This window comes from Rhizobium sp. LjRoot98 (assembly GCF_964252935.1).
In the GTDB taxonomy this organism is placed as follows: Bacteria; Pseudomonadota; Alphaproteobacteria; order Rhizobiales; family Rhizobiaceae; genus Pararhizobium.
Map to the genome: position 1 here is coordinate 99,016 of NZ_CAXUPW020000006.1, position 25,009 is coordinate 124,024.

24 protein-coding genes are annotated in these 25,009 nt (G+C 58.8%); 19 read left to right on the plus strand and 5 right to left on the minus strand.

The window, feature by feature from the left end; genetic code table 11:
• Positions 1–54 precede the first annotated feature (54 nt).
• From lipA to ACSQ3J_RS19660, 4 genes are all read left to right on the plus strand, one after another.
• Complete coding sequence (lipA, locus tag ACSQ3J_RS19645; protein ID WP_060505618.1) at positions 55–1,032, plus strand: lipoyl synthase; 978 nt, start codon at positions 55–57, stop codon at positions 1,030–1,032.
• Between the two features lie 65 nt (positions 1,033–1,097).
• Positions 1,098–1,679: an AAA family ATPase gene (locus ACSQ3J_RS19650; protein ID WP_060505619.1), complete on the plus strand. Its 582-nt coding sequence runs from the start codon at positions 1,098–1,100 to the stop codon at positions 1,677–1,679.
• Complete coding sequence (locus tag ACSQ3J_RS19655) at positions 1,669–2,253, plus strand: AAA family ATPase (RefSeq protein ID WP_060505173.1); 585 nt, start codon at positions 1,669–1,671, stop codon at positions 2,251–2,253. The genes ACSQ3J_RS19650 and ACSQ3J_RS19655 overlap by 11 nt, the downstream gene beginning before the upstream one ends.
• A 48-nt stretch (positions 2,254–2,301) precedes the next feature.
• Positions 2,302–2,754 (plus strand): type II toxin-antitoxin system RatA family toxin, encoded by a 453-nt coding sequence (locus tag ACSQ3J_RS19660; RefSeq protein ID WP_060505174.1) that lies wholly within the window; start codon positions 2,302–2,304, stop codon positions 2,752–2,754.
• Positions 2,755–2,762: 8 nt separating this feature from the next.
• Here ACSQ3J_RS19660 and ACSQ3J_RS19665 read toward each other — a convergent pair whose 3' ends face one another.
• Together ACSQ3J_RS19665 and ACSQ3J_RS19670 are read right to left on the minus strand one after the other, a co-directional pair.
• Positions 2,763–3,263 carry a CinA family protein gene (locus tag ACSQ3J_RS19665; RefSeq protein ID WP_060505175.1) on the minus strand — a complete coding sequence of 167 codons (501 nt, stop codon included), beginning with the start codon at positions 3,261–3,263 and terminating at the stop codon, positions 2,763–2,765.
• Positions 3,260–4,474: a bifunctional 2-C-methyl-D-erythritol 4-phosphate cytidylyltransferase/2-C-methyl-D-erythritol 2,4-cyclodiphosphate synthase gene (locus ACSQ3J_RS19670; protein WP_060505176.1), complete on the minus strand. Its 1,215-nt coding sequence runs from the start codon at positions 4,472–4,474 to the stop codon at positions 3,260–3,262. Before ACSQ3J_RS19670 ends, ACSQ3J_RS19665 begins: the two co-directional genes overlap by 4 nt.
• Positions 4,475–4,719: 245 nt before the next feature.
• Between ACSQ3J_RS19670 and dusB the strand changes: the two genes are divergently transcribed.
• The 8 genes from dusB (at position 4,720) to hflX (ending at position 14,859) form a co-directional block, all read left to right on the plus strand.
• Entirely contained in the window at positions 4,720–5,745 is a 1,026-nt protein-coding gene (gene dusB / locus ACSQ3J_RS19675; protein WP_060505177.1) for a tRNA dihydrouridine synthase DusB, read from the plus strand.
• Positions 5,742–6,899, plus strand: coding sequence for a two-component system sensor histidine kinase NtrB (locus ACSQ3J_RS19680; protein ID WP_060505178.1), 1,158 nt, complete (start codon positions 5,742–5,744; stop codon positions 6,897–6,899). The genes dusB and ACSQ3J_RS19680 overlap by 4 nt, the downstream gene beginning before the upstream one ends.
• Positions 6,896–8,350: a nitrogen regulation protein NR(I) gene (gene ntrC, locus ACSQ3J_RS19685; protein WP_060505179.1), complete on the plus strand. Its 1,455-nt coding sequence runs from the start codon at positions 6,896–6,898 to the stop codon at positions 8,348–8,350. The genes ACSQ3J_RS19680 and ntrC overlap by 4 nt, the downstream gene beginning before the upstream one ends.
• 222 nt (positions 8,351–8,572) lie before the next feature.
• Positions 8,573–10,846 carry a sensor histidine kinase NtrY-like gene (locus ACSQ3J_RS19690; RefSeq protein ID WP_060505180.1) on the plus strand — a complete coding sequence of 758 codons (2,274 nt, stop codon included), beginning with the start codon at positions 8,573–8,575 and terminating at the stop codon, positions 10,844–10,846.
• Complete coding sequence (gene ntrX / locus ACSQ3J_RS19695) at positions 10,836–12,200, plus strand: nitrogen assimilation response regulator NtrX (protein WP_060505181.1); 1,365 nt, start codon at positions 10,836–10,838, stop codon at positions 12,198–12,200. Before ACSQ3J_RS19690 ends, ntrX begins: the two co-directional genes overlap by 11 nt.
• A gap of 37 nt (positions 12,201–12,237) precedes the next feature.
• Positions 12,238–13,101: a D-amino-acid transaminase gene (locus tag ACSQ3J_RS19700; RefSeq protein ID WP_436039957.1), complete on the plus strand. Its 864-nt coding sequence runs from the start codon at positions 12,238–12,240 to the stop codon at positions 13,099–13,101.
• A 111-nt stretch (positions 13,102–13,212) separates the two neighbouring features.
• On the plus strand, positions 13,213–13,455 hold the full coding sequence (gene hfq, locus ACSQ3J_RS19705) for an RNA chaperone Hfq (RefSeq protein WP_018325164.1): 243 nt from the start codon (positions 13,213–13,215) through the stop codon (positions 13,453–13,455).
• Between the two features lie 78 nt (positions 13,456–13,533).
• A complete protein-coding gene (hflX, locus tag ACSQ3J_RS19710) occupies positions 13,534–14,859 on the plus strand; it encodes a GTPase HflX (protein ID WP_060505183.1) in 1,326 nt (441 codons plus the stop codon).
• 62 nt (positions 14,860–14,921) lie between these two features.
• Here the strand turns inward: hflX and mazG are convergent, their stop codons facing one another.
• Positions 14,922–15,755, minus strand: coding sequence for a nucleoside triphosphate pyrophosphohydrolase (mazG, locus tag ACSQ3J_RS19715; RefSeq protein ID WP_060505184.1), 834 nt, complete (start codon positions 15,753–15,755; stop codon positions 14,922–14,924).
• A 5-nt stretch (positions 15,756–15,760) separates the two neighbouring features.
• On the minus strand, positions 15,761–16,348 hold the full coding sequence (locus tag ACSQ3J_RS19720; RefSeq protein WP_060505185.1) for a nucleoside deaminase: 588 nt from the start codon (positions 16,346–16,348) through the stop codon (positions 15,761–15,763).
• A gap of 244 nt (positions 16,349–16,592) precedes the next feature.
• Between ACSQ3J_RS19720 and cysG the strand changes: the two genes are divergently transcribed.
• The 5 genes from cysG to ACSQ3J_RS19745 all read left to right on the plus strand — a co-directional run bounded on the left by cysG (position 16,593) and on the right by ACSQ3J_RS19745 (position 21,518).
• On the plus strand, positions 16,593–18,047 hold the full coding sequence (gene cysG, locus ACSQ3J_RS19725) for a siroheme synthase CysG (protein ID WP_060505186.1): 1,455 nt from the start codon (positions 16,593–16,595) through the stop codon (positions 18,045–18,047).
• Position 18,048: 1 nt separating this feature from the next.
• The gene (locus ACSQ3J_RS19730; protein WP_060505187.1) at positions 18,049–18,363 is read left to right on the plus strand and encodes a DUF2849 domain-containing protein; all 315 of its coding nucleotides are present in this window, start codon (positions 18,049–18,051) and stop codon (positions 18,361–18,363) included.
• Between the two features lie 14 nt (positions 18,364–18,377).
• Positions 18,378–20,051 (plus strand): nitrite/sulfite reductase, encoded by a 1,674-nt coding sequence (locus ACSQ3J_RS19735; protein WP_060505188.1) that lies wholly within the window; start codon positions 18,378–18,380, stop codon positions 20,049–20,051.
• 18 nt (positions 20,052–20,069) lie between these two features.
• Positions 20,070–20,567 (plus strand): DUF934 domain-containing protein, encoded by a 498-nt coding sequence (locus ACSQ3J_RS19740; RefSeq protein WP_060505189.1) that lies wholly within the window; start codon positions 20,070–20,072, stop codon positions 20,565–20,567.
• A gap of 138 nt (positions 20,568–20,705) precedes the next feature.
• A complete protein-coding gene (locus ACSQ3J_RS19745) occupies positions 20,706–21,518 on the plus strand; it encodes a ferredoxin--NADP reductase (protein ID WP_060505190.1) in 813 nt (270 codons plus the stop codon).
• Between the two features lie 108 nt (positions 21,519–21,626).
• On the opposite strand, the gene ACSQ3J_RS19750 is transcribed toward ACSQ3J_RS19745, so the two are convergent.
• Positions 21,627–23,108, minus strand: a complete 1,482-nt coding sequence (locus tag ACSQ3J_RS19750; protein WP_060505191.1) for a M10 family metallopeptidase — start codon at positions 23,106–23,108, stop codon at positions 21,627–21,629.
• A gap of 135 nt (positions 23,109–23,243) precedes the next feature.
• Between ACSQ3J_RS19750 and ACSQ3J_RS19755 the strand changes: the two genes are divergently transcribed.
• Together ACSQ3J_RS19755 and ACSQ3J_RS19760 are read left to right on the plus strand one after the other, a co-directional pair.
• Positions 23,244–23,519 (plus strand): hypothetical protein, encoded by a 276-nt coding sequence (locus ACSQ3J_RS19755; protein WP_060505192.1) that lies wholly within the window; start codon positions 23,244–23,246, stop codon positions 23,517–23,519.
• 115 nt (positions 23,520–23,634) lie between these two features.
• Entirely contained in the window at positions 23,635–24,966 is a 1,332-nt protein-coding gene (locus tag ACSQ3J_RS19760) for a ferredoxin reductase family protein (protein WP_244482251.1), read from the plus strand.
• The last annotated feature ends 43 nt before the right edge of the window (positions 24,967–25,009 follow it).

The following is a 25,009-nucleotide window of genomic DNA, read 5'->3' on the forward strand; positions in this document are numbered from 1 at the left end:
CTCTGTCTGGCCCGAAGGGCGCGCTGTTGCGCTTGAAGCAAAAATGGAAGCATGATGGTCACGATCCTCGACCGAACCACTCTTGATCCCGATGCCCCGCGCGTTCGCCACCCGGAAAAGGCCCATAAGCCCGATACCGAGATGCTGCGCAAGCCGGAGTGGATCCGCGTCAAGGCGCCGACCTCGAAAGGGTATGCTGAAACCAAGTCGATCGTGAAGGAGCACAAGCTTGTCACGGTCTGCGAAGAGGCGGGCTGCCCGAATATCGGTGAGTGCTGGGACAAGAAGCACGCGACCTTCATGATCATGGGCGAAATCTGTACCCGCGCCTGCGCCTTCTGCAATGTCTCCACAGGCAAGCCGAACGCGCTGGATATGGCCGAGCCGGAGAACGTTGCCAAGGCCGTCAAGCAGATGGGCCTGTCGCACGTCGTCATCACCTCGGTCGACCGTGACGATCTGGCCGACGGCGGCGCCGAGCATTTCGAAAAGGTGATCTGGGCCATCCGCGCCGCATCTCCATTGACGACCATCGAAATCCTGACACCCGACTTCCTGAAGAAGCCCGGTGCGCTGGAGCGCGTCGTCGCCGCCAAGCCCGACGTCTTCAACCACAACATGGAAACAGTTCCGGGCAACTATCTGACGGTTCGTCCGGGCGCCCGTTACTTCCATTCGATCCGGCTTCTGCAGCGGGTCAAGGAACTCGATCCGACGATGTTCACCAAGTCCGGCATCATGGTTGGCCTTGGCGAAGAGCGCAACGAAGTGCTGCAGTTGATGGACGATCTGCGCACGGCGGATGTCGACTTCATGACCATCGGCCAGTACCTGCAGCCGACCCGCAAGCATCATCAGGTCATGAGCTTTGTCACGCCGGAAGAATTCAAGTCCTATGAGACCGTCGCCTATACCAAGGGCTTCCTGATGGTTGCCTCCAGCCCACTGACCCGCTCGTCGCACCATGCCGGCGACGATTTCGCCCGGCTGAAGGCAAACCGCGAGAAGAAGCTGGCGGTAGCCGCCGGATAATCCTTGGCAGGTTGCCAATCTGGATTTGAACTTTATGGTGCGCGGCTCACATGTTTGGAGCCGTCATGCCCTCCTATATTCCGGACACCGAAGATGCCTTGCCGCGTTTGCGGCAGGCAAGCCGCATCCTGGTGATCGGCTGCTCAGGCGGCGGCAAGAGCACGCTGTCAAGAAAGCTGTCCGAAAAACTCGATCTGCCTTACGTCTCGATGGACCGGGATTTTTTCTGGTTGCCCGGCTGGATCAAGCGGCCGAAAGCCGAAGAGCGTGCTCTGATCGCAGCCTGTGTTGCGCAGGATCGCTGGATCATGGACGGCAGCGGACCCTCCACATTTGACCTGCGGTTTCCAAGAACCGATCTGGTTGTCTGGGTTCGGGTACCGCGGCGCGTCTGCCTTTGGGGACTTGTCTGCCGGGTCGCGTCGAGCTTTGGCCGCGTGCGCCCCGACATGGCTCCGGGTTGTCCTGAACAGCTGCCGGATCGTGAATTCCTCTCCTATATCTGGAATTTCGAACAGCGCGTTTCCCCCGTGATTGTCCAGATGCTTGACCGTTACGCGCAGGAGATTCCCGTCCTGACACTGAAAAGCCGCCGGGACATACGTGCATTGACCCAGACCCTGCAGGAAGCCAGCAATGTCGAATAAGCGTTTGAATGTTGAACGGACGGCGGAGGCCCTTCGGACCGCCGATCGCGTTCTCATGATCGGTTGTTCCGGTAGCGGCAAGAGCACTTTGGCGCAGGCGCTTTCCAGACTGTTTGTGCTTCCGTATGTCTCCATGGACCGCGACGTTTTCTGGATGTCGGGCTGGATACCGCGCCCGAGAGCCGACGCGCTTGCGATTGTCGAGCGGGCAGTGGAGCAACCACGATGGATCATGGACGGCACAAGCCCTGGCACTTTGCCGCTGCGCCTGCCGCGCACCGATCTCGTCATCTGGATGCGTCCGCCCCGCCATGTTTCGCTTTATGGTGTCATCAGCCGCTGGGTCCGGTTGCGCGGCAAGACACGCCCGGAAATGGCCGCGAACTGCCCTGAGCGCCTGACGCTGGAATTCCTGTCCTACGTCTGGAATTTCGAGAAGACGGAAAGCCCTGAGATCGAACAGAAGCTGGCGGATTATGGTTCTGACGTGCCGGTGTTCATTGTCCGGTCGCACGGCGAAACACGACGCCTGCTGAAGCATGTCGCTCATCACGCGTCTTCTTCTCGCGCTTGATACCAACCACATCTTGTTTTTCGCGAAATCATTGAATATCTGAACGCCATGCCACAATTCGAGACCCGCCGGCCCGTCAAGCATTCACCCGAACAGATGTTCGATCTGATCGCCGATGTTGAAAAATACCCGCAATTTCTGCCGCTTTGCGAGGCGCTGACCGTGCGTTCGCGCAAGGAGCGTGACGGCAAGGAGCTGCTCGTGGCGGATATGACCGTCGGCTACAAGGCGATCCGCGAGACGTTCACCACACAGGTTCTGCTCAACAAAGCCGAGCGCGTGATCGACGTCAAATATATCGATGGACCGTTCAAATATCTCGACAATCGTTGGAGTTTCGAAGCGTTGGGTGAGGGCGGCTGTTCCGTCAACTTCTTTATCGACTACGAATTCAAGAGCCGTATTCTCGGCGCGCTGATGGGGTCGATGTTCGACCGGGCATTCCGGATGTTTTCCGAAGCGTTCGAGAAGCGCGCCGATACGATCTATGCGACCGTATAGCGGAAACGTCAGCTTGCTGCTGCTTCTTCCAGCATATCAAGTGCCGTGCGCACCGTGGCCAGCCTGACCGCGTCGCGGCCGATATCGCCGTAGCGCATTTCGCGGTGAAGAACGTTGCCGGCACGGCTGGTTGCCGCCAGATGCACCAGTCCGACCGGTTTATCGGCCGATCCGCCCCCCGGACCGGCAACGCCGGTGACGGCAACGGCCAAGTCCGCCTTCGAGTGGCTGAGTGCGCCGCGCACCATCTCGATTGCCGTCTGGCGCGAAACGGCGCCGTGCGTTTCAAGCGTCGCCGTGTTGACTCCGAGCATCTGGATCTTTGCATCGTTGGAATAGGTGACGAAGCCGCGATCGACCACTGACGAGGAACCCGGAATTTCCGTCAGAACACCGGCGATCAGGCCGCCGGTGCAGGATTCGGCCGTGGCGACCATCAGGCCACGTTTCGAAAAGGCGGCGATCAGCCGGTCTGCCTTGGCTGCGATATCCTCCGGCCATCCGCTCATTTGATGCCTCCCGCATAGACAACCGTTGCTGTGGCGATTGCTGCAATGCCTTCGCGGCGGCCGATGAAGCCGATTTGCTCGTTGGTCGTCGCTTTGACCGAGCAGCGATCCAGCGAAATGCCGAGCATATCTGCGAGGTTTTCCCGCATCGCCAGCCGGTGTGGGCCGATCTTCGGGGCCTCGGCAATCAACGAGACATCGGCATTCATGATCGTGCCCCCCTTGTCGCGGACGACTTTTGCCGCGTGTTCCAGAAAGATGCGCGAGGCGGCGCCCTTCCATTGCGGATCGGACGGTGGAAAATGATCGCCGATATCGCCCGCACCGCAGGTGGCAAGCAGGGCGTCGGTCAAGGCATGCAGGGCGACGTCGGCATCGGAATGGCCGAGCAGTGTCTGGTCATGCGGCATGAAGATACCGCAGAGCGTCACGCCGTCGCCATCGACCAGCTGATGTACATCGTAACCATTCCCGGTTCGGACGTCCGGGAGTGCGTTCCGGTTCAGTTTTTCATCGGCCATGGTAATATCCCGTTTGATCGTCAGTTTCACATTGTCGACCGATCCTTCGATCAGCGTCACGGGCATTCCGGCCCATTCGGCGATCGAAGCGTCATCGGTAAAATCGGCGCGGCCGGAGGCGGCGGCGTTGATATGAGCTTCCAGGATCGGCGCGAAGCGGAAGCACTGGGGCGTCTGGGCGCCGTAGAGGCCTGCTCTCGGCACCGTCTCCAAAACCTTTCCATCCGCAGACCCACGTTTCAACGTATCGGCAACCGCGACCGCCGGCAGCAGGGCATCGGCACCTTCGCTCAACGTTGAAACACAGCGGTCAAGCAGAGCATGGTCGATGAACGGCCGCACGGCGTCATGAATCATTACGTGGGTGATGTCGGCCTGTTCCAGCGCTTTCAGTCCCGCCAGCACCGAAAGTTGCCGCGCCGGCCCGCCATGGACGAATGTAATGTTTGAAGTATCGCCTGACACAAGATTGCATGCCTGAGCAAACAGAGCTTCGTCATCGGGATGAATGACGACGACGATCGCCGTTTTCCTCGGCCATGTCGCAAAAACGTCAAGCGTATGGGTCATAACCGGCAGCCCGCCGATCGGGCGATATTGCTTCGGCCCGTCTTGCGGCGAGCCTGCGCGTTCACCCCGCCCGGCAGCGACAATGACGACACCACAGGAAAACTGTTCTTTTGCGTGCATCTTCTATATGGGTTCCTGCAAATAGGCCGCCGCCCGGGCTCGATAGCGAGCACACGGACAGGTCTCTCGCTCCAGACTCAGTCAAATATCAGGCGCATGCCGGTCCGGCAGGCGAAGCTTCAAATCGTTGTGGTGATTTACCGCGAAGGGTGAGGCTTTACCAGTTGTTCGGGAAATTTTGTGGCGAGGCTCTGAAATCGCTTGGCAAGTTCGCCAAGTATGTCTAAAAATAGTGCAGAATAGAGATGTGCTCGAAAGATAATCATTTGCAGGTACCGGATTTGTCCTCCCCGTTCCGGGTTGGCGGGCTCTCCTTTAGAAACCGTGTCGTGCTTGCGCCGATGTCGGGTGTGACGGATTTGCCCTTCCGGCAATTGGCCTGGCGGTTTGGCGCGGGCTTGGTCGTCACTGAAATGGTAGCAAGCCGCGAACTGGTCGGCAACGCATCGGAAAGCTGGTCTCGGCTGAAGAGCTCGGGCATCGATCCGCATATGGTGCAGCTGGCTGGACGCGAGGCCTACTGGATGGGTGAAGCGGCGAAGATCGCTGCGGACAACGGCGCGGATGTCATTGACATCAATATGGGGTGTCCGGCCAAGAAGGTGACGGGTGGCTATTCCGGCTCGGCGCTGATGCGCGATCCCGATCATGCCCTGTCACTGATCGAGGCAACGGTGAAGGCCGTCGATGTGCCCGTGACGCTGAAGATGCGCCTGGGCTGGGACGAAAACTCCATCAATGCCCCGTTGATCGCCAAACGGGCGCAGGATGCTGGTGTTCAGATGATCACCATTCATGGCCGCACCCGCATGCAGTTCTATAACGGCCATGCCGATTGGGATGCGATCCACGCCGTTCGTGATGTGATTTCCATACCATTGGTCGCCAATGGCGATGTGGCAACGCGGGAAGACGCCAACGAAATTCTCCAGCGTTCCGGCGCCGAGGCGGTGATGATCGGGCGCTCCAGTCAGGGGCGGCCCTGGCATGCGGGCGTGCTTGCGAGCGCAGTTGAACATCCGGGTGCCGCGGAGATCGCTGAAATCGTGGCGGAGCACTACGGTATGATGCTGGAGTTCTACGGAACCGATATCGGCCTTCGTCATGCGCGAAAACATCTCGGCTGGTATCTCAGCCGATTTGCGCCGCAGCTTGCTGCGCAGGAGAAGGCGGCAATCATGACCTCCACTGATCCTGCCATCGCCTTGTCCGGCGCGGTGGCCGCCATTGCGGCAGGGTGCGCCTTGGGCGAAGAAAAGGATGCAGCATGACCGACAAGATAGGCGATGATGAGCGCAAGGCCGTCAATTCGCTGCCGATGGCGGTTCTGAATGCCATCCAGAACCCGGTGATCCTCGTCGACGAGAAGGGTCTCGTCGCCTTTGCGAACTGGGAGGCGGAGGCATTCTTTGGCGCCAGCGCCAATTATCTCGCCCGCCACGATATCAGCGCCTTCATTCCATTTGGCAGCCCGCTTCTGACGCTGATCGAGCAGGTCCGCGAACGGCGTGCCGCCGTCAACGAGTACCGGGTCGATCTGAGTTCGCCGCGGCTGGGCGCCGACAAGCTTGTCGATCTCTATGTTGCGCCGGTTCTGTCCGAGCCGGGTTCCGTCGTGATCGTCTTCCAGGAACGCTCGATGGCCGACAAGATCGACCGGCAGCTGACCCACCGCGCAGCTGCCCGCTCGGTGACGGGACTGGCCTCGATGTTGGCCCACGAGATCAAGAACCCGTTATCGGGTATCCGCGGTGCAGCCCAGCTGCTTGAAACATCGGTCAACGATGAGGACCGGGCGCTGACGCGGCTGATCTGCGATGAGACGGACCGCATCGTTTCGCTGGTCGATCGCATGGAAGTGTTTTCCGACGAGCGGCCGGTCGATCGTCACCCGGTTAACATTCACTCGGTGCTCGATCACGTAAAGGCCATCGCCAAGGCTGGCTTTGCCCGGAAGATCCGGATTACCGAGAATTACGACCCGTCTCTGCCGCCGGTCTATGCCAATCGCGACCAACTGATCCAGGTGTTTCTCAACCTGATCAAGAACGCGGCGGAAGCGGTTGCCGATAAGCCGGATGGCGAGATCATGCTGACGACGGCCTATCGGCCCGGCATCCGCCTATCGGTTGCCGGAACGCGGGAAAAGATTTCGCTGCCGCTTGAGTTCTGCGTCCATGACAACGGACCGGGTGTGCCCGCCGATCTGGTGCCGCATCTGTTCGATCCGTTCATTACCACCAAGACCAACGGCTCCGGCCTCGGCCTCGCCCTCGTCGCCAAGATCATTGGCGGCCATGGCGGCATCGTCGAGTGCGACAGCCAGTCGAGCCGTACGACATTCCGTGTTCTGATGCCCGCGTCGAAAGGCCCGACCGCCGAAGACAGCGAGCCTCTGGCTATTGTAAAAGGACAATCCCGATGACTGGCGCCACTATCCTCGTCGCTGATGACGACGCAGCCATCCGTACCGTTCTCAACCAGGCGCTGAGCCGCGCCGGTTATGACGTTCGCATCACCTCCAATGCAGCGACGCTGTGGCGGTGGATATCGGCCGGCGATGGCGATCTTGTTGTGACCGACGTTGTCATGCCCGACGAAAATGCCTTCGATCTCTTGCCGCGCATCAAGAAGGCGCGGCCGGATCTGCCGGTTCTGGTAATGAGCGCCCAGAACACGTTCATGACGGCAATCAAGGCCTCTGAAAAAGGCGCCTATGATTATCTGCCGAAACCATTCGATCTGACCGAACTGATCGCCATCATCGGCCGCGCTCTTGCAGAGCCGAAGCGCAAGCCGGTCAAGCACGAAGACGACACGCAAGATGGCATGCCGCTGGTCGGCCGCTCTGCCGCCATGCAGGAAATTTACCGCGTCCTTGCTCGGTTGATGCAGACTGATCTGACGCTGATGATCACCGGCGAATCCGGTACCGGCAAGGAACTGGTTGCCAAGGCGTTGCACGATTACGGCAAGCGCCGCAACGGTCCTTTTGTTGCGATTAACATGGCGGCGATCCCGCGCGACCTGATCGAATCGGAATTGTTCGGCCACGAGAAGGGCGCCTTCACCGGCGCGCAGAACCGTTCGACCGGCCGCTTCGAACAGGCCGAAGGCGGCACGCTGTTTCTTGACGAAATCGGCGACATGCCGATGGATGCGCAGACACGTCTGCTGCGCGTGTTGCAGCAGGGCGAATATACGACGGTCGGCGGCCGCACGCCGATCCGCTCCGACGTGCGCATTGTTGCTGCGACCAACAAGGATCTGAAGCAGTCGATCAACCAGGGCCTGTTCCGCGAAGATCTTTACTACCGGCTCAATGTCGTGCCGCTACGGCTGCCGCCGCTGCGCGACCGCGCCGAGGATATCCCCGATCTCGTCCGCCATTTCGTCCAGCAGGCCGAAAAGGAAGGCCTCGATGTCAAACGCTTCGATCAAGAGGCGCTGGAGCTGATGAAGGCCCACCCGTGGCCCGGCAACGTGCGTGAACTGGAAAACGTCGTGCGCCGCCTGACTGCACTTTATCCACAGGACGTCATCACCCGCGAAATCATCGAAACGGAGCTGCGTTCCGACATTCCCGACAGCCCGATCGAGAAGACGCCGGGCCGATCGGGATCAATGTCGATTTCGCAGGCGGTGGAGGAGAATATGCGGCAATATTTTGCCGGATTTGGCGAGGGGCTGCCGCCGGCCGGCCTGTATGACCGTGTGCTCGCCGAAATGGAATATCCGCTTATTCTGGCTGCCCTGACGGCAACGCGAGGTAACCAGATCAAGGCGGCCGACCTGCTCGGCCTGAACCGGAACACCCTGCGCAAGAAAATCCGCGAGCTTGGGGTTTCGGTTTACCGCAGCTCACGTAGCGCTTGACTTGCCTCACAGAAGCGTTGCATTTTCGCCACAATATGTTGCTTAGAAAGCACACGGATGACGGTGATTCTTTCCGCTCGTCATCCGCCGGATCTGGCCTCCTTGCATTGGAAAGCAGGGAGTCGATCGGGTCATGGCGGTCAATTTCTTGACCATGGCGCGTAAAAAAAATGCCCGCCGCTTTCCGATCGAAAGCGAGCCGGGGCGGGGGATGCATTTCTGATGGCCGAAGGGCTGATTGAGCCGATGGCGAAAGACGACGTTGCCGTGATCGGCCATGACCGGCGTGCATCTTTCGCATTGCCAGGTCTGTTGCTGGCAACCGGAGCCCTGGTCTGCGCGATCATATCGCTGCTGATTCTACTCGGGCTTACCCCGATCAGGCCGGAAACCAATGTCATTATCGGTTCGGCGGCGATCAATGCGTTGTTTGTCATCGGACTGCTGTTTCTGATCGGCCGGGAGATCCTGCGCCTATTGAAGGCGCGTAGCCGAGGCAGGGCGGCAGCACGGCTGCATGTGCGCATCGTCGCGCTGTTTTCGATCGTTGCAATCACGCCGGCAATCCTGGTGGCGATCTTTGCCAGCATCACGCTCGATGTTGGTCTCGACCGCTGGTTTTCCCTGCGCACGCAATCGATCGTCAGGTCGTCGCTTGACGTGGCGCAGGCCTATATGATGGAAAATGCCAGCTACCTGCAGGGACAGACCGTCTCCATGGCCAATGACCTGGAGCGCAACCGCCAGCTTTACAGCCTCGACCGCACGGGCTTTATCGAGTTGATGACACGCCAGGCCCGTGGGCGCGGCATGCTCGGCGCTTTCCTTGTCCGTGGCGATGGTTCGCCAATCCTTCAGGCCAATATTCCGACCGAGCGGCCGCTGCCGGCCATTCCGAAGGATGCGCTGTTGAGCACCGTATCCGGCCAGCCGACCCTTATTCCGCCTGGCGTGACCAACCTTGTCGGCGCGATCATCCCGATCGACAATATCGAAGGTGCTTATCTCTATACCGTGCGCAGCGTCGATCCGAAGGTCATGCGCTCGATGCGGCTGATGGAGGAGAATACTGCCGAATATAAGAATCTCGAGGCTGGCCGGACATCGTTGCAGGTGGCGTTCGGGGTGCTTTATCTCGGTTTCGCTCTGATCGTGCTTCTGGCGGCGATCTGGACCGCTATTGCGGTTGCCGACCGTATCGTCCGCCCGATCCGGCTTCTGATCGGAGCCGCCGATAGCGTGGCCAGCGGCAATCTGAATGTCATCGTGCCCGTGCATGCAGTGGATGGCGATGTCGGCAGCCTTTCGCGCACCTTCAACAAGATGATCGCTGAAATCCGTACGCAGCGCGACCAGATCCTTGAGGCGAAGGATGAGATGGATGACCGGCGGCGGTTCATCGAGGCTGTGCTTTCAGGCGTGACGGCAGCCGTAATTGGTGTCGAGGATGACCGGCGCATCACCATCGCCAATCCGTCCTCGGAGCATTTCCTGTCGCGTACGACGCTGGAACTGGTCGGTGAAAAGCTTGCTGATGTAGCGCCCGAGATCGAGCAGGTCCTCAATGAGGCCGCCAGCCGCCATCGCAACGACTATCGCAAGCAGATCAACATCATGCGCGGTGGCACCGAGCGGACGTTGAATGTGCAGGTAACGCGCGAGGAATCGCACGACGCCAAGGATTCCTACGTTATCACCGTCGATGACATTACCGACCTCGTGATCGCCCAGCGCTCGACCGCCTGGGCCGACGTCGCCCGCCGCATCGCCCATGAAATCAAGAACCCGTTGACGCCCATCCAACTGTCGGCCGAACGGCTGAAGCGCCGCTATGGTAAGCAGATCAACCAGGACGATCGCACGGTGTTTGACCAGTGTACGGATACAATCGTCCGCCAGGTCGAGGATATCGGCCGGATGGTTGATGAATTCTCCGGGTTTGCCCGCATGCCGAAGCCGACCAAGGAAAAGGCCGATCTGCGCAACATCCTCAAGGATGCAATCTTCCTGCGCGAGATGGGCAATACCCATGTGACCTTTATCCGCGATCTCGGTGAAGAACCGCTCGACGGCACGTTCGATAGCCGCATGCTGGGCCAGGCCTTCGGCAACATCATCAAGAACGCGGTCGAGGCGATCGAGGCCTTGCCGGCAGACGCTGTTCGCGGCGATCGAAAGGTGATGGTGCGGTCACGATTGAATGAAACGAGCGGCCAATTCGTTGTTGATATTATCGACAACGGTCGGGGACTGCCGACCGAAAATAGACACCGTATTCTCGAGCCCTACATGACGATGCGCGAAAAAGGCACCGGCCTTGGCCTCGCGATCGTCAAGAAGATCATCGAGGACCACGGCGGGCAATTGGAACTGCATGACGCACCCGCCGATTTCGATCGCGGCCAAGGCGCCATGATTCGCATTATCTTGCCGCCGGCCGGACAGAGCAGTGGCACTGAAGACAGACAAGACAAGGATACTTCCTATGGCGGCTGACATTCTGGTTGTGGACGACGAAGAAGACATTCGCGAGATCGTCTCCGGCATCCTGTCCGACGAAGGGCACGAAACCCGTACCGCGTTCGACAGCGACAGCGCGCTTGCCGCCATCAGCGATCGCGTGCCGCGCCTTGTCTTCCTGGATATATGGATGCAGGGCAGCCGGCTCGATGGCCTGGCGCTTCTCGACGAGATCAAGAGCCGCTATCCGGATCTGCCGGTGGTGATGATTTCGGGTCACGGCAATATCGAGACGGCCGTTTCGGCAATCCGCCGTGGCGCCTATGACTTCATCGAAAAGCCCTTCAAGGCAGACCGGTTGATCCTGATTGCCGAACGGGCGCTGGAAAATTCCAAGCTGAAGAAGGAAGTCTCCGAGCTGAAGAAGCGCTCCGGCGATCCCGTCGAGCTGATCGGAACCTCGGTTGCCGTTTCTCAACTGCGCCAGACCATCGAGAAGGTTGCGCCGACCAACAGCCGCATCATGATCAACGGCCCATCCGGCTCCGGCAAGGAGCTGGTTGCCCGGATGATCCACCGCAAGTCTTCGCGGGCCGGGGGTCCGTTCGTGGCGTTGAATGCGGCGGCGATCACGCCCGATCGCATGGAAATTGCGTTGTTCGGCACTGAGGGAACTCCGGGCCAGCCGCGCAAGACCGGTGCGCTTGAGGAAGCCCATGGCGGCATGCTTTACCTCGATGAAGTCGGCGAAATGCCGCGCGAGACGCAGAACAAGATCCTGCGTGTTCTCGTCGATCAGCAGTTCGAACGGGTTGGTGGTTCCAAGCGCGTCAAGGTCGATGTCCGCATCATTTCCTCGACTGCCTACAATCTGGAAAGCCAGATCGCCGAAGGCGCTTTTCGCGAGGACCTCTATCACCGGCTGGCGGTGATCCCCGTACGTGTGCCGCCGCTGGCGGAGCGGCGTGAGGACATTCCGTTCCTAGTCGACATGTTCATGCGCCAGATCAGTGAGCAGGCGGGTATCCGCACCCGCAAGATCGGCGACGATGCGCTGGCGGTACTGCAATCACATGACTGGCCGGGCAATATCCGGCAGTTGCGTAACAATATCGAGCGGTTGATGATTCTCGCTCGCAGCGATGGTCCGGATACGGCGATCTCGGCCGACATGCTGCCGAGCGAAGTCGGCGACAGCCTGCCGAAAATTTCGGCGCAGGGCGATCATCACATCATGACGTTGCCGCTGCGGGAAGCGCGCGAAATGTTCGAGCGGGATTACCTGATCGCACAGATCAACCGTTTCGGCGGCAATATTTCCCGCACCGCGGAATTCGTCGGCATGGAGCGCTCGGCGTTGCATCGCAAGTTGAAATCGCTCGGCGTCTGAAAAACGCTTCCATCCTTTCGAGACGGATCATCAATCTATGTCGCGCATTGCCTATGTCAACGGCGCCTACCAGCGCCATAGTGAAGCTGCTGTCCATATCGAGGATCGCGGTTTCCAGCTCGCCGATGGCGTCTACGAAGTCTGTGAAATCCGTCACGGATACATCGTAGACCTGACGCGCCATCTCGACCGGCTGGACCGGTCGTTGAGCGAACTGCGCATGGCATGGCCGATGACACGCGCCGCGCTCATCCTGATCATCCGCGAAGTGGCGCGACGCAATCGTGTGAAAAACGGCCTGTTCTATCTGCAGGTCACGCGTGGCGCCGCGCGGCGCGATCATGTTTTTCCGGCAGCGGATACCCCGTCCACCATCGTGGTGACGGCCAAGCGGACCGATGCGTCGGTGATTGCCAAAAAGAATGCATCCGGCATCAGCGCCATCACGGTGCCGGAGAACCGCTGGGATCGCGTCGATATCAAGTCTGTCGGATTGCTGCCGAACGTGCTGGCCCGGCAGGCCGCCAAGGAGCAGGGCGCCCAGGAGGCAATCTTCGTCGAGACCGATGGCACGGTGAAGGAGGGGGCGGCGACCAATGTCTGGATTGTCGACAAGGAGGGCCGATTGCGGACGCGCCACGCCGAACACGGCATTCTGCGCGGCATTACCCGCACGACCTTGAAGGACGTGACTGCCGCGATCGGGCTTGAAATCGTCGAACAGGCGTTTTCCGTCGAGGACATGCTGGAGGCCCGCGAAGTCTTCATCACGGCAGCCACCAGCATCTGTTTTCCGGTCGTTGCCGTTAACGGTAAAACCATCGCAAACGGTCATCCGGGCAGCGTGTCACAGAAAATTCGTGAAGCCTTTTTCGACATTGCGGAAAAGACCGCGATTTGATACCAAATCCGGGGGGACGCTTAAAAGACCAGTTTTTTTCAGCGTTCGGGCTATTCAGATCGTATAATCAACCGGTTAAATCGGACCGGACAATAAGAAAGAAGCGGCGCTATGGCGGAACGTTCTCAGAACTTGCAGGATCTTTTTCTCAACACCGTCCGCAAGCAGAAGATATCTCTGACGATATTTCTTATCAATGGTGTGAAACTGACGGGCGTTGTTACGTCTTTCGACAATTTCTGTGTGCTTTTGCGGCGTGACGGGCATTCCCAGCTCGTATACAAGCACGCGATCTCGACAATCATGCCGGGCCAGCCGATGCAGATGTTCGAGAGCGAAGAATCCGCATCCTGACGGGATACAAGACACATTACCAAACGTGATACCAAATCGGCGTCGATCATCCCGGAGCTTGAAAAGCTTCGTGATGACATGCGCGCCGTTGTCATCGTCCCAGTCCTGAAAAAGACGGGCAGACAGAACGCCGAGATCATTGCCGCCACCTCGACGCGCAGCGATGAAAGCCGGCTGGAAGAAACGATCGGTCTGGCACTCGCCATTGATCTCGAAGTCGTGCACGGCATGATCGTGCCTGTCGCCCAGCCGAAGCCTGGAACACTGCTCGGCAGCGGCAAGATCGAGGAGATCGGCCATCTGCTCAGCGAGCATAATGCCGGTCTCGTGATCATCGATCATCCGCTGACCCCGGTTCAGCAGCGCAATCTGGAAAAGGAATGGAACTGCAAGGTCATCGACCGGACCGGTCTCATCCTGGAAATCTTCGGCCGCCGTGCGTCCACCAAGGAAGGCACGCTGCAGGTCGAGTTGGCGCATCTGAACTATCAGAAGGGCCGTCTTGTTCGCAGCTGGACCCACCTGGAACGCCAGCGCGGTGGCGCAGGTTTCATGGGCGGTCCGGGTGAAACCCAGATCGAGGCCGACCGCCGGCTTTTGCAGGAAAAGATCGTCAAGCTCGAGAAGGAGCTGGAGCAGGTGCGTCGCACCCGCCAGCTCCACCGCGCCAAGCGCAAGAAGGTTCCGCATCCGATCGTCGCCCTCGTCGGCTATACCAATGCCGGCAAGTCGACGCTGTTCAACAGGATCACCGGTGCGGGCGTTCTCGCCGAAGACATGTTGTTTGCGACGCTCGATCCGACGTTGCGCCGGATGAAGCTGCCGCACGGCCGCATGGTCATGCTGTCCGACACCGTCGGTTTCATTTCCGACCTGCCGACCCATCTGGTTGCTGCCTTCCGTGCGACGCTGGAAGAGGTGCTGGAAGCCGACCTGATCCTGCATGTGCGCGATCTCTCCGATCCGGATAATCAGGTGCAAGCGCAGGATGTCATTCGCATTCTCGACGATCTCGGCATCGATGAGAAGGCTCGCTCCGAGCGCATCATCGAGACCTGGAACAAGATCGATCTCTTGGATGCCGATGCGCATGACAGTCTCGTCCAGAAGGCAGAGAACTCGGAAAATACCGTTGCTGTTTCGGCTGTTACGGGCGAGGGCGTCGATCACCTTCTCGACGAGATCAACAAGCGTCTGTCTGGTGTCCTGATGGAATGCAATGTCGTGCTGCCGGCCAGCAAGCTGAAATTACTGTCCTGGATCTACGAGCACACGATGGTTGATGGCCGGGAAGACCTGGAAGACGGTTCGGTCAGCCTTGATCTCCGCATGACGCCCAGCGAATCGGAAGAACTCGACCGGCGGCTCGGCAATGGCCCAAAAGCCGCGGCACAGGACTGGTAGTCCTTGAAATGAGTGTTGACGTAACGGCATGCCGTTACGTCACGTCAATGCGCAGCAGAATGTCAGGTCAGCTGCCGCTCGATCGCCTTTGCCGCCTGCCAAAGGTCTTCCATCCGCTCAAGCGTAGCGTCCTCAAGCGTTTCGCCAACGGCCTCCAGCTCCGTCTCGATATGCGCAAAACGGCGCCGGAATTTGGTGTTGGTGCCGCGCAATGCCATTTCGGGATCGGCGCCGACATGGCGGCCGATATTGACCACGGCGAAGATCAGGTCGCCAAGTTCGTCCGCTACCTTTGCCTTGTCGTTCGACGCCAAAGCCTCGCGCAGTTCGGCTATCTCTTCCTCGATCTTGTCGAGGATCGGTTCGGGCGAAGACCAGTCGAAGCCGACCTTGGCAGCGCGCTCCTGCAATTTCAGCGCCTCCACGAGCGCCGGGAAACTGCGCTGGACGGAACCGAGATGTCCCTTGTTGACATCTTCTGGTAGGCCGCGTTTCGCCCGCCGCTCGCGGCGCTCGGCCTTTTCCGCCTGCTTGATAGCGTCCCACTGGAGTTTCACTGCTTGCGGCGTGTCCGCATCGGACCGTGCAAACACATGCGGATGGCGCCGGATCATCTTTCGCGTGATCGCTTCCACCACGTCGCCAAAAGCGAAATCGCCAGATTCCTCGGCCATACGGGCGTGAAAAACCACCTGCAGCAGGAGATCGCCGAGCTCGTCGCAGAGATCGTCCATGTCAGCGCGCTCGATGGCGTCAGCAACTTCATAGGCTTCCTCAAGCGTATAGGGCTTGATGGTCTCGAAGGTCTGGACAATGTCCCAAGGGCAGCCCGTCACCGGCTGGCGCAGGGCTTCCATGATGTCGAGCAGGCGGTTGATATCCTTGGAGGGCTGCATGGGGCTCAATTCAGCGGAATGGCGTTGTCGTCCTTGCCGGCCTGATAGTCATCCGACAGCGATTGGTATCGTGCACGGATGCGCTGATCCTGCGCCCGCAGCTTTGCCTTGTCGGTTTCATCCGATGTTGCCACCAGATCGGCGATCGATGCCGAGCGCCAGAAAGCGTTGGTCTTGGCATAACCACCGGGATCGAGCCGGAAAACCTCTTTCAGGATTTTCAGGTCGTGCGGGATCGAGAACGCGTCGCGCGAATCTTCATGGCTGAACAGATAGTAGAAATTGTCGAAGCCTGCCCAGGTGATCGCCGACAGGCACATCGAGCAGGGTTCGTGGGTCGACAGGAAGATCAGGTCCTTGGTGTCAGGCTTTTCCGCGCGCTCGTAGAAGCGCTTCAGCGTATGCACTTCGCCATGCCAGAGCGGATTTTCCGTTTCGTTGTTGGTTTCGGCAATCACCAGCGACAGATCCGATTTGCGCAGGATCGCCGCGCCAAAAACCTTGTTGCCGGCAGCGACACCCTGTTCCGTCAGGGGCAGGACATCGGATTCGATGACGGTCAGCAGGCGTTCTGCAAGCTTGGAATTGTTCATCAGGTCATGGCTCCGGACAACAGGGTTTGTGGCATTTAGCGGATTTCGGCCGTCATAGGCAATGCTTGCAGACTCGATCTTGCCGCGCTCGATGGCTGGATCGCCGGAGAGATTTGCTCAAATTACGCTGGAGTCGAGCAAAAGAATATCCGCCTGCAAAGGCTTCGGAATTTCTGTTTCTTCAATGTTCGCCTTATAAAGGGGATATTCCGCAGAACCTGTAAAAGGATCAGAATCCCACGTTATGACCGAGCAACTGACCGTCTTTCCGGCCTTCTTCCGCGTTGCGCAGAAATGCGTGGCGGTGTTTGGCAATGGCGACGAGGCGTTTGCCAAGGTGCGGTTGCTGTTGAACACGCAGGCGCGGATCGTTGTCTATGCGGATCAGCCCGAAACAGATTTTGCGGCGTTTCTCTCCGCCAATGCCATAGGGCTTGTGCAAGAGCGTTTCGAGGCGAGCCAGGTCGATCGCGCGACACTGGTCTTTGCTGCGACCGGCGATGCCTTGCAGGACCGTTTGATCGTGGCCGCCGCCCGCGCTCAGAAAATTCCGGCCAATGCGGTCGATCAGCCCGAATTCTGCGATTTCCTGACGCCGGCGCTGGTTAATCGTGCGCCGGTTGCCGTTGCTATAGGTACGGAAGGGGCAGGCCCGGTGCTGGCGCAGATGATCCGCGCACAGATCGACCAGCTGCTTTCTCCCTCGCTTGGTGCGCTTGCCTCACTGGCGCAGGCTTACCGTGATACGGCTGACCGCGTTCTGCCGCGTGGTGTTTCTCGCCGGGTTTTCTGGCGCCGCTTCTTTTCCGGCCCTGTTGCCGACCAGGTCTCGCTCGGAAACGTCACTGAAGCTCGCCGCGAAGCATCGCGGTTGCTGCAGTCGGTCGATCGCGTTCCCGGTCACGTCTGGCTGGTTGGCGCTGGTCCGGGTGCCGAAGACCTTTTGACCCTGCGGGCGCAGCGCGTGATGATGGAAGCAGACGTGATCGTCTATGATGCGCTGGTGCCGCAGGCGATCGTCGATATGGGCCGCCGCGACGCCGAGCGTCTGTCTGTCGGCAAGCGCAAGGGCTGCCATTCGAAATCGCAGGACGAAATCAATCAGTTGCTGGTGCGCCTCGGCCAGGACGGCAAGCGTGTTGTCCGGCTGAAATCGGGTGATCCGTTGGTCTATGGCCGTGCGGGGGAAGAAATGGCGGCGCTTCGCGAAGCCGGTATCACCTACGAGATTGTCCCCGGCATCACGTCTGCCTTTGCGGCTGCCGCCGATTTCGAACTGCCGCTGACGCTGCGCGGTGTTGCCTCCTCGCTGATCTTTACCACCGGCCACGACCTGACCGGTGACGTTCTGCCCGATTGGGCGCGTCTTGCCATTTCCGGCGCCACCATTGCCGTCTATATGGGCCGCACGGTGGCAGCCTCCGTTGCCGCGCGCCTGATCGAGGCTGGTTTGCCGCAAGAGACCACTGTTGCGGTGATCGAGAATGCCAGCCGCGCGGAGCGCAAGCTGTTGCATGGCACGCTCAAGGATCTGCCGGACCTGCAATATCGCTACGAGCTGGATGGTCCGGTCATGGTGATCATCGGCGATGCGGTTGCGGGTGCGAATTTCGAGCGGTCTGAGCCGCTTGTCGCCCAGAAGAATACCGGCACCAAAACTGTGGCGGCGCACAAACAGACTGACGAAGTGAGGAACTGACATGGCCGACAAGGTACTGACCGCAAACCGCCTGTCCGACGGCATTTCCGTCTGGCTTGATGCCTCGGGCAATTGGGTGGAATCGCTGCAGGACGCCTTTATCGCTCGCCATGCCGAAGCGGTCACAGCTTTGGAAGCAACTGGCAAGGCCGCCTTTGCCGATAACAAGGTGGTTGACGTGAACGTTATCGATATTGAAGAAGTGGCAGGCGTGCTGCGGCCGTTGCGTATGCGTGAACGCGTCCGCGCCGAAGGCCCGACGATCGACTATGCACCGGGATACAAGGGGCTGAGCGGCCCCGTGCACGCGGCTTAAGGAAAAGAAGACCGATGTACCGTTACGACGAATTCGACCATACGTTTGTTGCCGGCCGTGTCGCGCAGTTCCGCGATCAGGTAACCCGCCGCCTCTCCGGCGAGCTCGCTGAGGATGCCTTCAAGCCACTCAGGCTGATGAACGGCGTCTACCTCCAGCTTCACGCCTACATGCTGCGCGTTGCGATCCCTTATGGCACGCTGAACAGCAAGCAGATGCGTATGCTCGCTCATATCGCCCGCAAATACGATCGCGGTTATGGCCATTTCACCACGCGCCAGAACATCCAGTACAACTGGCCAAAGCTGTCGGACACGCCGGATATCCTGGCGGAACTGGCGTCTGTCGAAATGCATGCCATCCAGACGTCGGGTAACTGTATTCGCAACGTCACCGCTGACCATTTTGCCGGTGCCGCTGCTGACGAAGTCGCCGATCCGCGTCCCTACGCCGAAATTCTGCGCCAGTGGTCGTCCGTTCACCCGGAATTCTCTTTTCTGCCGCGCAAGTTCAAGATCGCCGTCACGGGCGCCGAGCGCGACCGTGCGGCTATTCAGGTGCATGACATCGGCCTGCACCTGAAGAAGAACGACAAGGGCGAGATCGGCTTTGCCGTTTATGTCGGTGGCGGGCAGGGACGTACACCCATGATCGCCAAGAAGATCCGCGACTTCCTGCCGGAAGAAGATTTGTTATCCTACACGACAGCGGTCATGCGCGTGTACAACCTGCACGGCCGCCGCGACAACAAGTACAAGGCCCGCATCAAGATCCTCGTGCACGAAACGGGTGCCGAAGTTCTGACCGGTCAGGTTGAGCAGGAGTTCCTGCAGCTGAAGAATACTGAATTGAAGCTGCCGGAAGGGGATATCCAGGCCATCACCAGCTATTTCGCCCTTCCGCCGCTGACCGACCGTGCAGAAGGCTGGGCCAATCTCGCAGGCTGGAAGAAGGCGGATCCGGACTTTGCCCGCTGGGTGCAGCAGAACGTCCAGCCGCACAAGCATCCGGACTACGGCATGGTGACCGTATCGCTGAAGCCGATCGGCGGCATTCCAGGTGACGCCAGCGACAGCCAGATGGACGCGATTGCTGACCTGGCGGAAGAATACGCCTTCGATGAAATCCGCATCAGCCACGAGCAGAACATCATCCTGCCGCATGTGGCGCTGGCCGATCTGGAGGCGCTTTATCGCGGTCTCGTTTCGATTGGGCTGGCGACGGCCAATGCCGGCCTGATCACCGACATCATTGCCTGTCCTGGCTTGGATTATTGTGCGCTCGCCAATGCGCGCTCGATCCCGCTGGCGCAGGAAATCTCCACGCGCTTCGGTGACGCCGATCGGCAGGCTGAAATCGGTGAATTGAAGATCAAGATTTCCGGTTGCATCAATGCCTGCGGCCACCATCATGTCGGCCATATCGGCCTTCTGGGCGTGGAGAAGAAGGGCGCAGAGCTCTACCAGATCACCCTTGGCGGCTCCGGCGATGAGAACACGTCGATCGGCGAAATAATCGGCCGCGGGTTTGAGCCGGAAAAGGTGACGGACGCGATCGAGACCATCGTCAACACCTATCTCGGCCTGCGCAACGATGCCTCGGAGATTTTTCTCGATGCCTATCGCCGGGTCGGGCCGCAGCCCTTCAAGGACGCCCTCTACGGTGGCAACGCCCAGGAAGCCGCCTGAGAAGGCAAGGATAAAGACATGACGAAAATCTGGAAAGAAACCGGCTTCGTGACCGACGATCCCTGGGTTGTAGAAACCGAGGAAACCAAGGCCGGTTCGAATGAAAAAGCCATTCTCGGCATTGATGCTTTTCTTGAAAAAGCATCATCAGGCGATAGCGGCCTCGGTGTTTTGATCAATCCGGCCGATGATGTGACGCGGTTGCAACCGTTTCTGGAGCAGGTATCGCTGATTGCGGTGGCGTTCCCCGCTTTCAATGATGGCCGGGCGTTCAGCCACGCCTCGCTGTTGCGCGTTCGTTTGGGTTACGGTAAGGAAATCCGCGCTGTCGGTGATGTGCTGATCGACCAGGTGCCGCTGATGCTGCGCTGTGGTGTCGACAGCTTTGCCGTTTCCAACGAAACCGCACTCAAGCGCCTGTCCGAAGGCCGGTTGCCGGGGATCGACAATCACTACCAGCCGACGGCGAAACCATCGACGGATGCGAAATCCTACAGCTGGCGGCGGGTTTCTTAGGGCCCGCGACAGTCTGAAGCACGCATCAATCTGCAAAAGGCGCTATAATTGGAACGGAATTGCTTCCAAATCAGCGCCTTTTGGAATATCCGCTGATACCTGAAAGCATTACTCATCATTACAGGACCTGACGCCGAAATGAACGCTCCTGCCAAGATCGAAGAATTTGCCGCAACCGTACCTGCCGGCGTGTTTGCTGAAACGGTGACAAAGGTCACGCATTATACGGACCGGCTGTTTAGCTTCCGTATGACGCGGCCGACCGAATTTCGTTTCCGCTCGGGCGAGTTTGCCATGATCGGCTTGATGGTCGATGGCAAGCCGATCTACCGCGCCTATTCGATCGCCAGCCCGGCTTGGGATGATGAGCTTGAGTTCTTCTCGATCAAGGTTCCTGATGGCCCACTGACGTCGCATCTGCAGGGCATCAAGCCCGGCGATCAGGTGCTGATGCGCAAGAAGCCGACGGGTACGCTTGTGCTTGACGCTCTGACCCCCGGCAAGCGCCTCTATATGTTTTCGACAGGAACAGGCATCGCGCCGTTTGCGAGCCTGATCCGCGATCCGGAAACATTCGAAAAATTCGAGGAGGTCATCCTCACGCACACCACGCGCGATGTGGCCGAACTGAAGTACGGCTTCGATCTGATCGAGGAAATCCGCAACCATGAGTTCCTGGCCGAACTGGTCGGCGACAAGCTGCGCCACTATGCAACGGTCACCCGCGAGGATTACCCCTTCAAGGGCCGCATCACCAACCTGATGCGCGATGGCAAGATGTTCTCGGATCTCGGTCTTCCGGCGTTCGACCCGGCCGTCGATCGCGGCATGATCTGCGGCTCGACCGAAATGCTGAAGGAAACCAAGGAAATTCTCGAGGCGGCCGGTTTGCACGAAGGTGCCAACAACAAGCCGGGCGAGTTCGTCATCGAACGCGCATTCGTTGGCTAAATTTCGCACTTGAGATCGGTTGTAAAAAAAATGGGCGGCCCGTGGGCCGCCCTTCTGCATTGAGAGGCCGGATGTTTTCTTGATCCGGCCTTCTCTATTGCTGACCAATCAAAGGAGGAAGTAACCCTTCTGCATGGTGATGGCGTCGTCGAGATGAATGGCGAAGTCGATTTTCCTGTCGCCGTTCACGTCGCCATAGATGTAGGTATCGGACGCTTTCTTGACGTAACGCAACTCGCCTGCGGCGCCGGAAAAGGCGCTCGTGCCGATGAACTTGAACGCTTGATTGCCCGCAATCGTAGTGTCGGCGTCGATTCCCGAAAGATTGATCCGATCTCGCTCAGACCCCCGGAAATCAAAGATCGTGTCACGGTTGGACGCGATATTCGTGGAATCCAAAATAGACGTGAAAACGAATGTGTCAGCGCCGGCATCGCCGGTGAGCTTGTCAGCTCCTCTTCCACCATTCAGGCTGTCAGAGCCAGCGCCGCCAAACAGAGAATCGTTGCCGGTCATCCCGAGAAGCGTGTCATTTCCGCCGTTGCCGTAAAGCGCGTTTGCAGCCTGGTTACCGACAATCTTGTCGTTGGCGGAGCCAGCTTTCACGTTCTCGATCAGTGACGCAAGATTTCCTTCATGGAGCAATGCGTTGAAGATATTGCCGCGTGAGTGGCCATCGTTCGGCCCGCCGCCCAGCCAGGCCAATTGGTCCTTGTTGAACATTGAAAATCCACCGGCGCGAAGATCTATTTGCATGCCGGTCTTGTAAGCTGTCAGATCGTACGTATCGTTGCCGCCGCCATCCCAGATCGTGGCGAAGATGCGGTTGGCACCGGGTTCGATCGCCACCTTGCCATTGACAAGTGTATTGCCGCTTGTCGGTGTCCACTTGTAGACCGTGTTGCCGCTGTTGGTAGTGTAGTCGGCGCCGTACATATGCTGAAGCGCCGCAATATCGGCCATCATGAAGGTTTGCGGTGCACCGAATTGTTCATAATAATAACCGCTACCGCCGATGTAGCTGTTGTATGTCATCACAGAATATTCGACGGAATTGTTTTGAGAGGGCAGTGCACCGAAAGTGTCAGTCTCATGCCCGTGTTTAAGTCCAAGCGCATGGCCAAGTTCGTGGATCATGGTGTGCCAGGCGTAGTTGCCGGCTGTTGGGGTACGATAATCCTCGGAAGTACCAGCATATTCTGTGCCAAACCAGATATCACCCGCCTCATCGTAAGTGCCCGGATAGTAAGCATAGGCGGTGTCCGGGGTATCCGATTGCGCAAAACGGAGGGTTGCTGTGCTGGCGCTGCCAGCGGAGAAATTCAGATTCGTGAAGCCTTCCACCGAAAAACCGTCATTCGCAGCTGAGCCATAGGACTTCTCCATGGCAAAGAGTGCGGCGCCTCTCTGGGCAGTCGAAACGGCGGCGAAATTGTTTGAAGTTTCGTCTGTGTACGTATAGTTGCTGGTCAGCGTAGGAAACGCGTATGTGACGGAAGTGCCACCCCAGGCATAAGTTGAGATTACCCCATCAACGAGTTGGTCGCCTGTCGCAGCAATGGTTTTTGTCGTTTTGCTAATACCCGTCATGTTTGCCCTTTTCGGTGGAGAATATGAAGCTGAAATAACCAAATTTCTGGAAGACTGCCGCTTCGAAAAGCAACCGGAACCAGTCTATGCTACCAATCGCACGTATAACTTTCTTAAAACTGAAGAGGCATTGATATGCTAGTCGTATTTCGCAGGCAATGGCCGCTCCTTGCTCTTTTTGGGGCAATAGCAGGGTTTTTCGGCGGGTCGGTTCTGGCGGCACAAAAACCGGCAGGTGCCGGTGGCATCATGGCGCCAGCGCCGGATCCCGAGGCTGCCGTTCAGGCCGAATATGACAGCGTTGAAAAGAAGGGGACGCGCGAAGCCTACGAGCGCTTTATCCGCCGCCATCCCCAGCATCCGCTGGCACAGAAGGCACGCGAGATGCTTGCGTCGAGAAAGTTTCAGTAATCGCGAGTTGCTTTTTTGTCCGGAAATGTCGCCGGGCCTATTTCCGATGTAAACACAGAAGCTTGGGGGCCGTCGAATAAAGCCCGCCGCAAAATCGTATGTTCTACAATAGCAGTTGACGAAGCTTGAGGGCCTTGCCAGTCTTGCCTTCGGGGCTCTGCAGCTGCGGATTGGTGAGGGATATTGCGTGAGCGCGGGTGCTGTTCTTGTCTGGTCATTGATGGGATTTGCGGGGCTTTTGGCCATCCCCGCGGTCAGTCACACCAATGCGGGCACCACGTTTTCGCTGATGGCATCGTCCATGGCCTTTACCGGCATGGCGCTGGCGCTGTTCATGGCCACCCGTCCGCCTTTCGTTGAGCGGCTTTTCGGTGGTCTCGACCGTATCTACCAGACCCATCGCCGCGTCGGTATCACAGTGCTTGTCCTGATCCTCGTGCACTATTTCGTCACGCCGGATTTCAAGGGGCTGTCGCTGACTGGCGCTTTGAATAAACTTGCGGCGTCCGCGGGGGAATATGCCTTCTATGCCCTCGTGATCCTGCTGGTTCTCAGCATCGTCAAGATCATCCCGAAGACGAAGATCGAGATACCCTATCATTTCTGGCGCTTGACGCACCGTTTCATCGGTCTGCTGTTCATTATGGTTGCTTTCCATCAGACGTTCATCAAGCGGCCCTATGACGGCACGGCCATGCTGGCGACCTATCTCAACATTTTCGCCGTGATCGGAACGTTGAGCTACATCTACACCCAGCTTTTCCCCTGGCTGCGTACCCGGACCTACGAGGTCTCCGATGTGACGCGTCACGAGGGTGCGACGATCATTTCGGCCCGCCCAATCCGGCGTCCGTTGCGCGCCAGGCCCGGCCAGTTCGGGTTTTTCCGGGTCAATAAACCGGGTCTGCGTGAGCCGCATCCCTTCACGATTGCCGGCATGGATGACGACGGCGTCGTCCGCTTTGCGATCAAGCCTCTGGGTGACTATACCAAGGCCTTGCGCGAGGGCATCGCCGCTGGCGACCGGCTGACGCTGGAGGGCGGCTATGGTCATTTCAATCATCGCCGCGGCGGCAAGAAACAGATATGGCTCGCCGGCGGCATTGGTGTTACGCCGTTCCTGGCGATGGCGGGGAGCCTGAAGGGGGATGAGGGGCAGGACATTCACATGGTCTATTGTGTGCGCGAACGGAGCGAGGCCATCGGCCTCGACACCTTTGAGGCGCAGGCGGAAAAACTTTCGAATTTCAGTTTTACTTTACACGATTCCAAAACCGATGGACGGCTCGATGCGGCAAAGCTCGCGGCATCGACTGCGATCGATCCCGCAGGGGCGGACCTCTGGTTCTGCGGGCCGCCATTGCTGCGAAAAACCATTGAGAAGGGACTGACGGAGCTCGGCAAAAGACCCAGACGGGTCGAGTTCGAGCAGTTCGAGTTCCGATAAGGCATAACGTATTTGTCGGTTGAGAAAGCAAGGAGAACAAGCC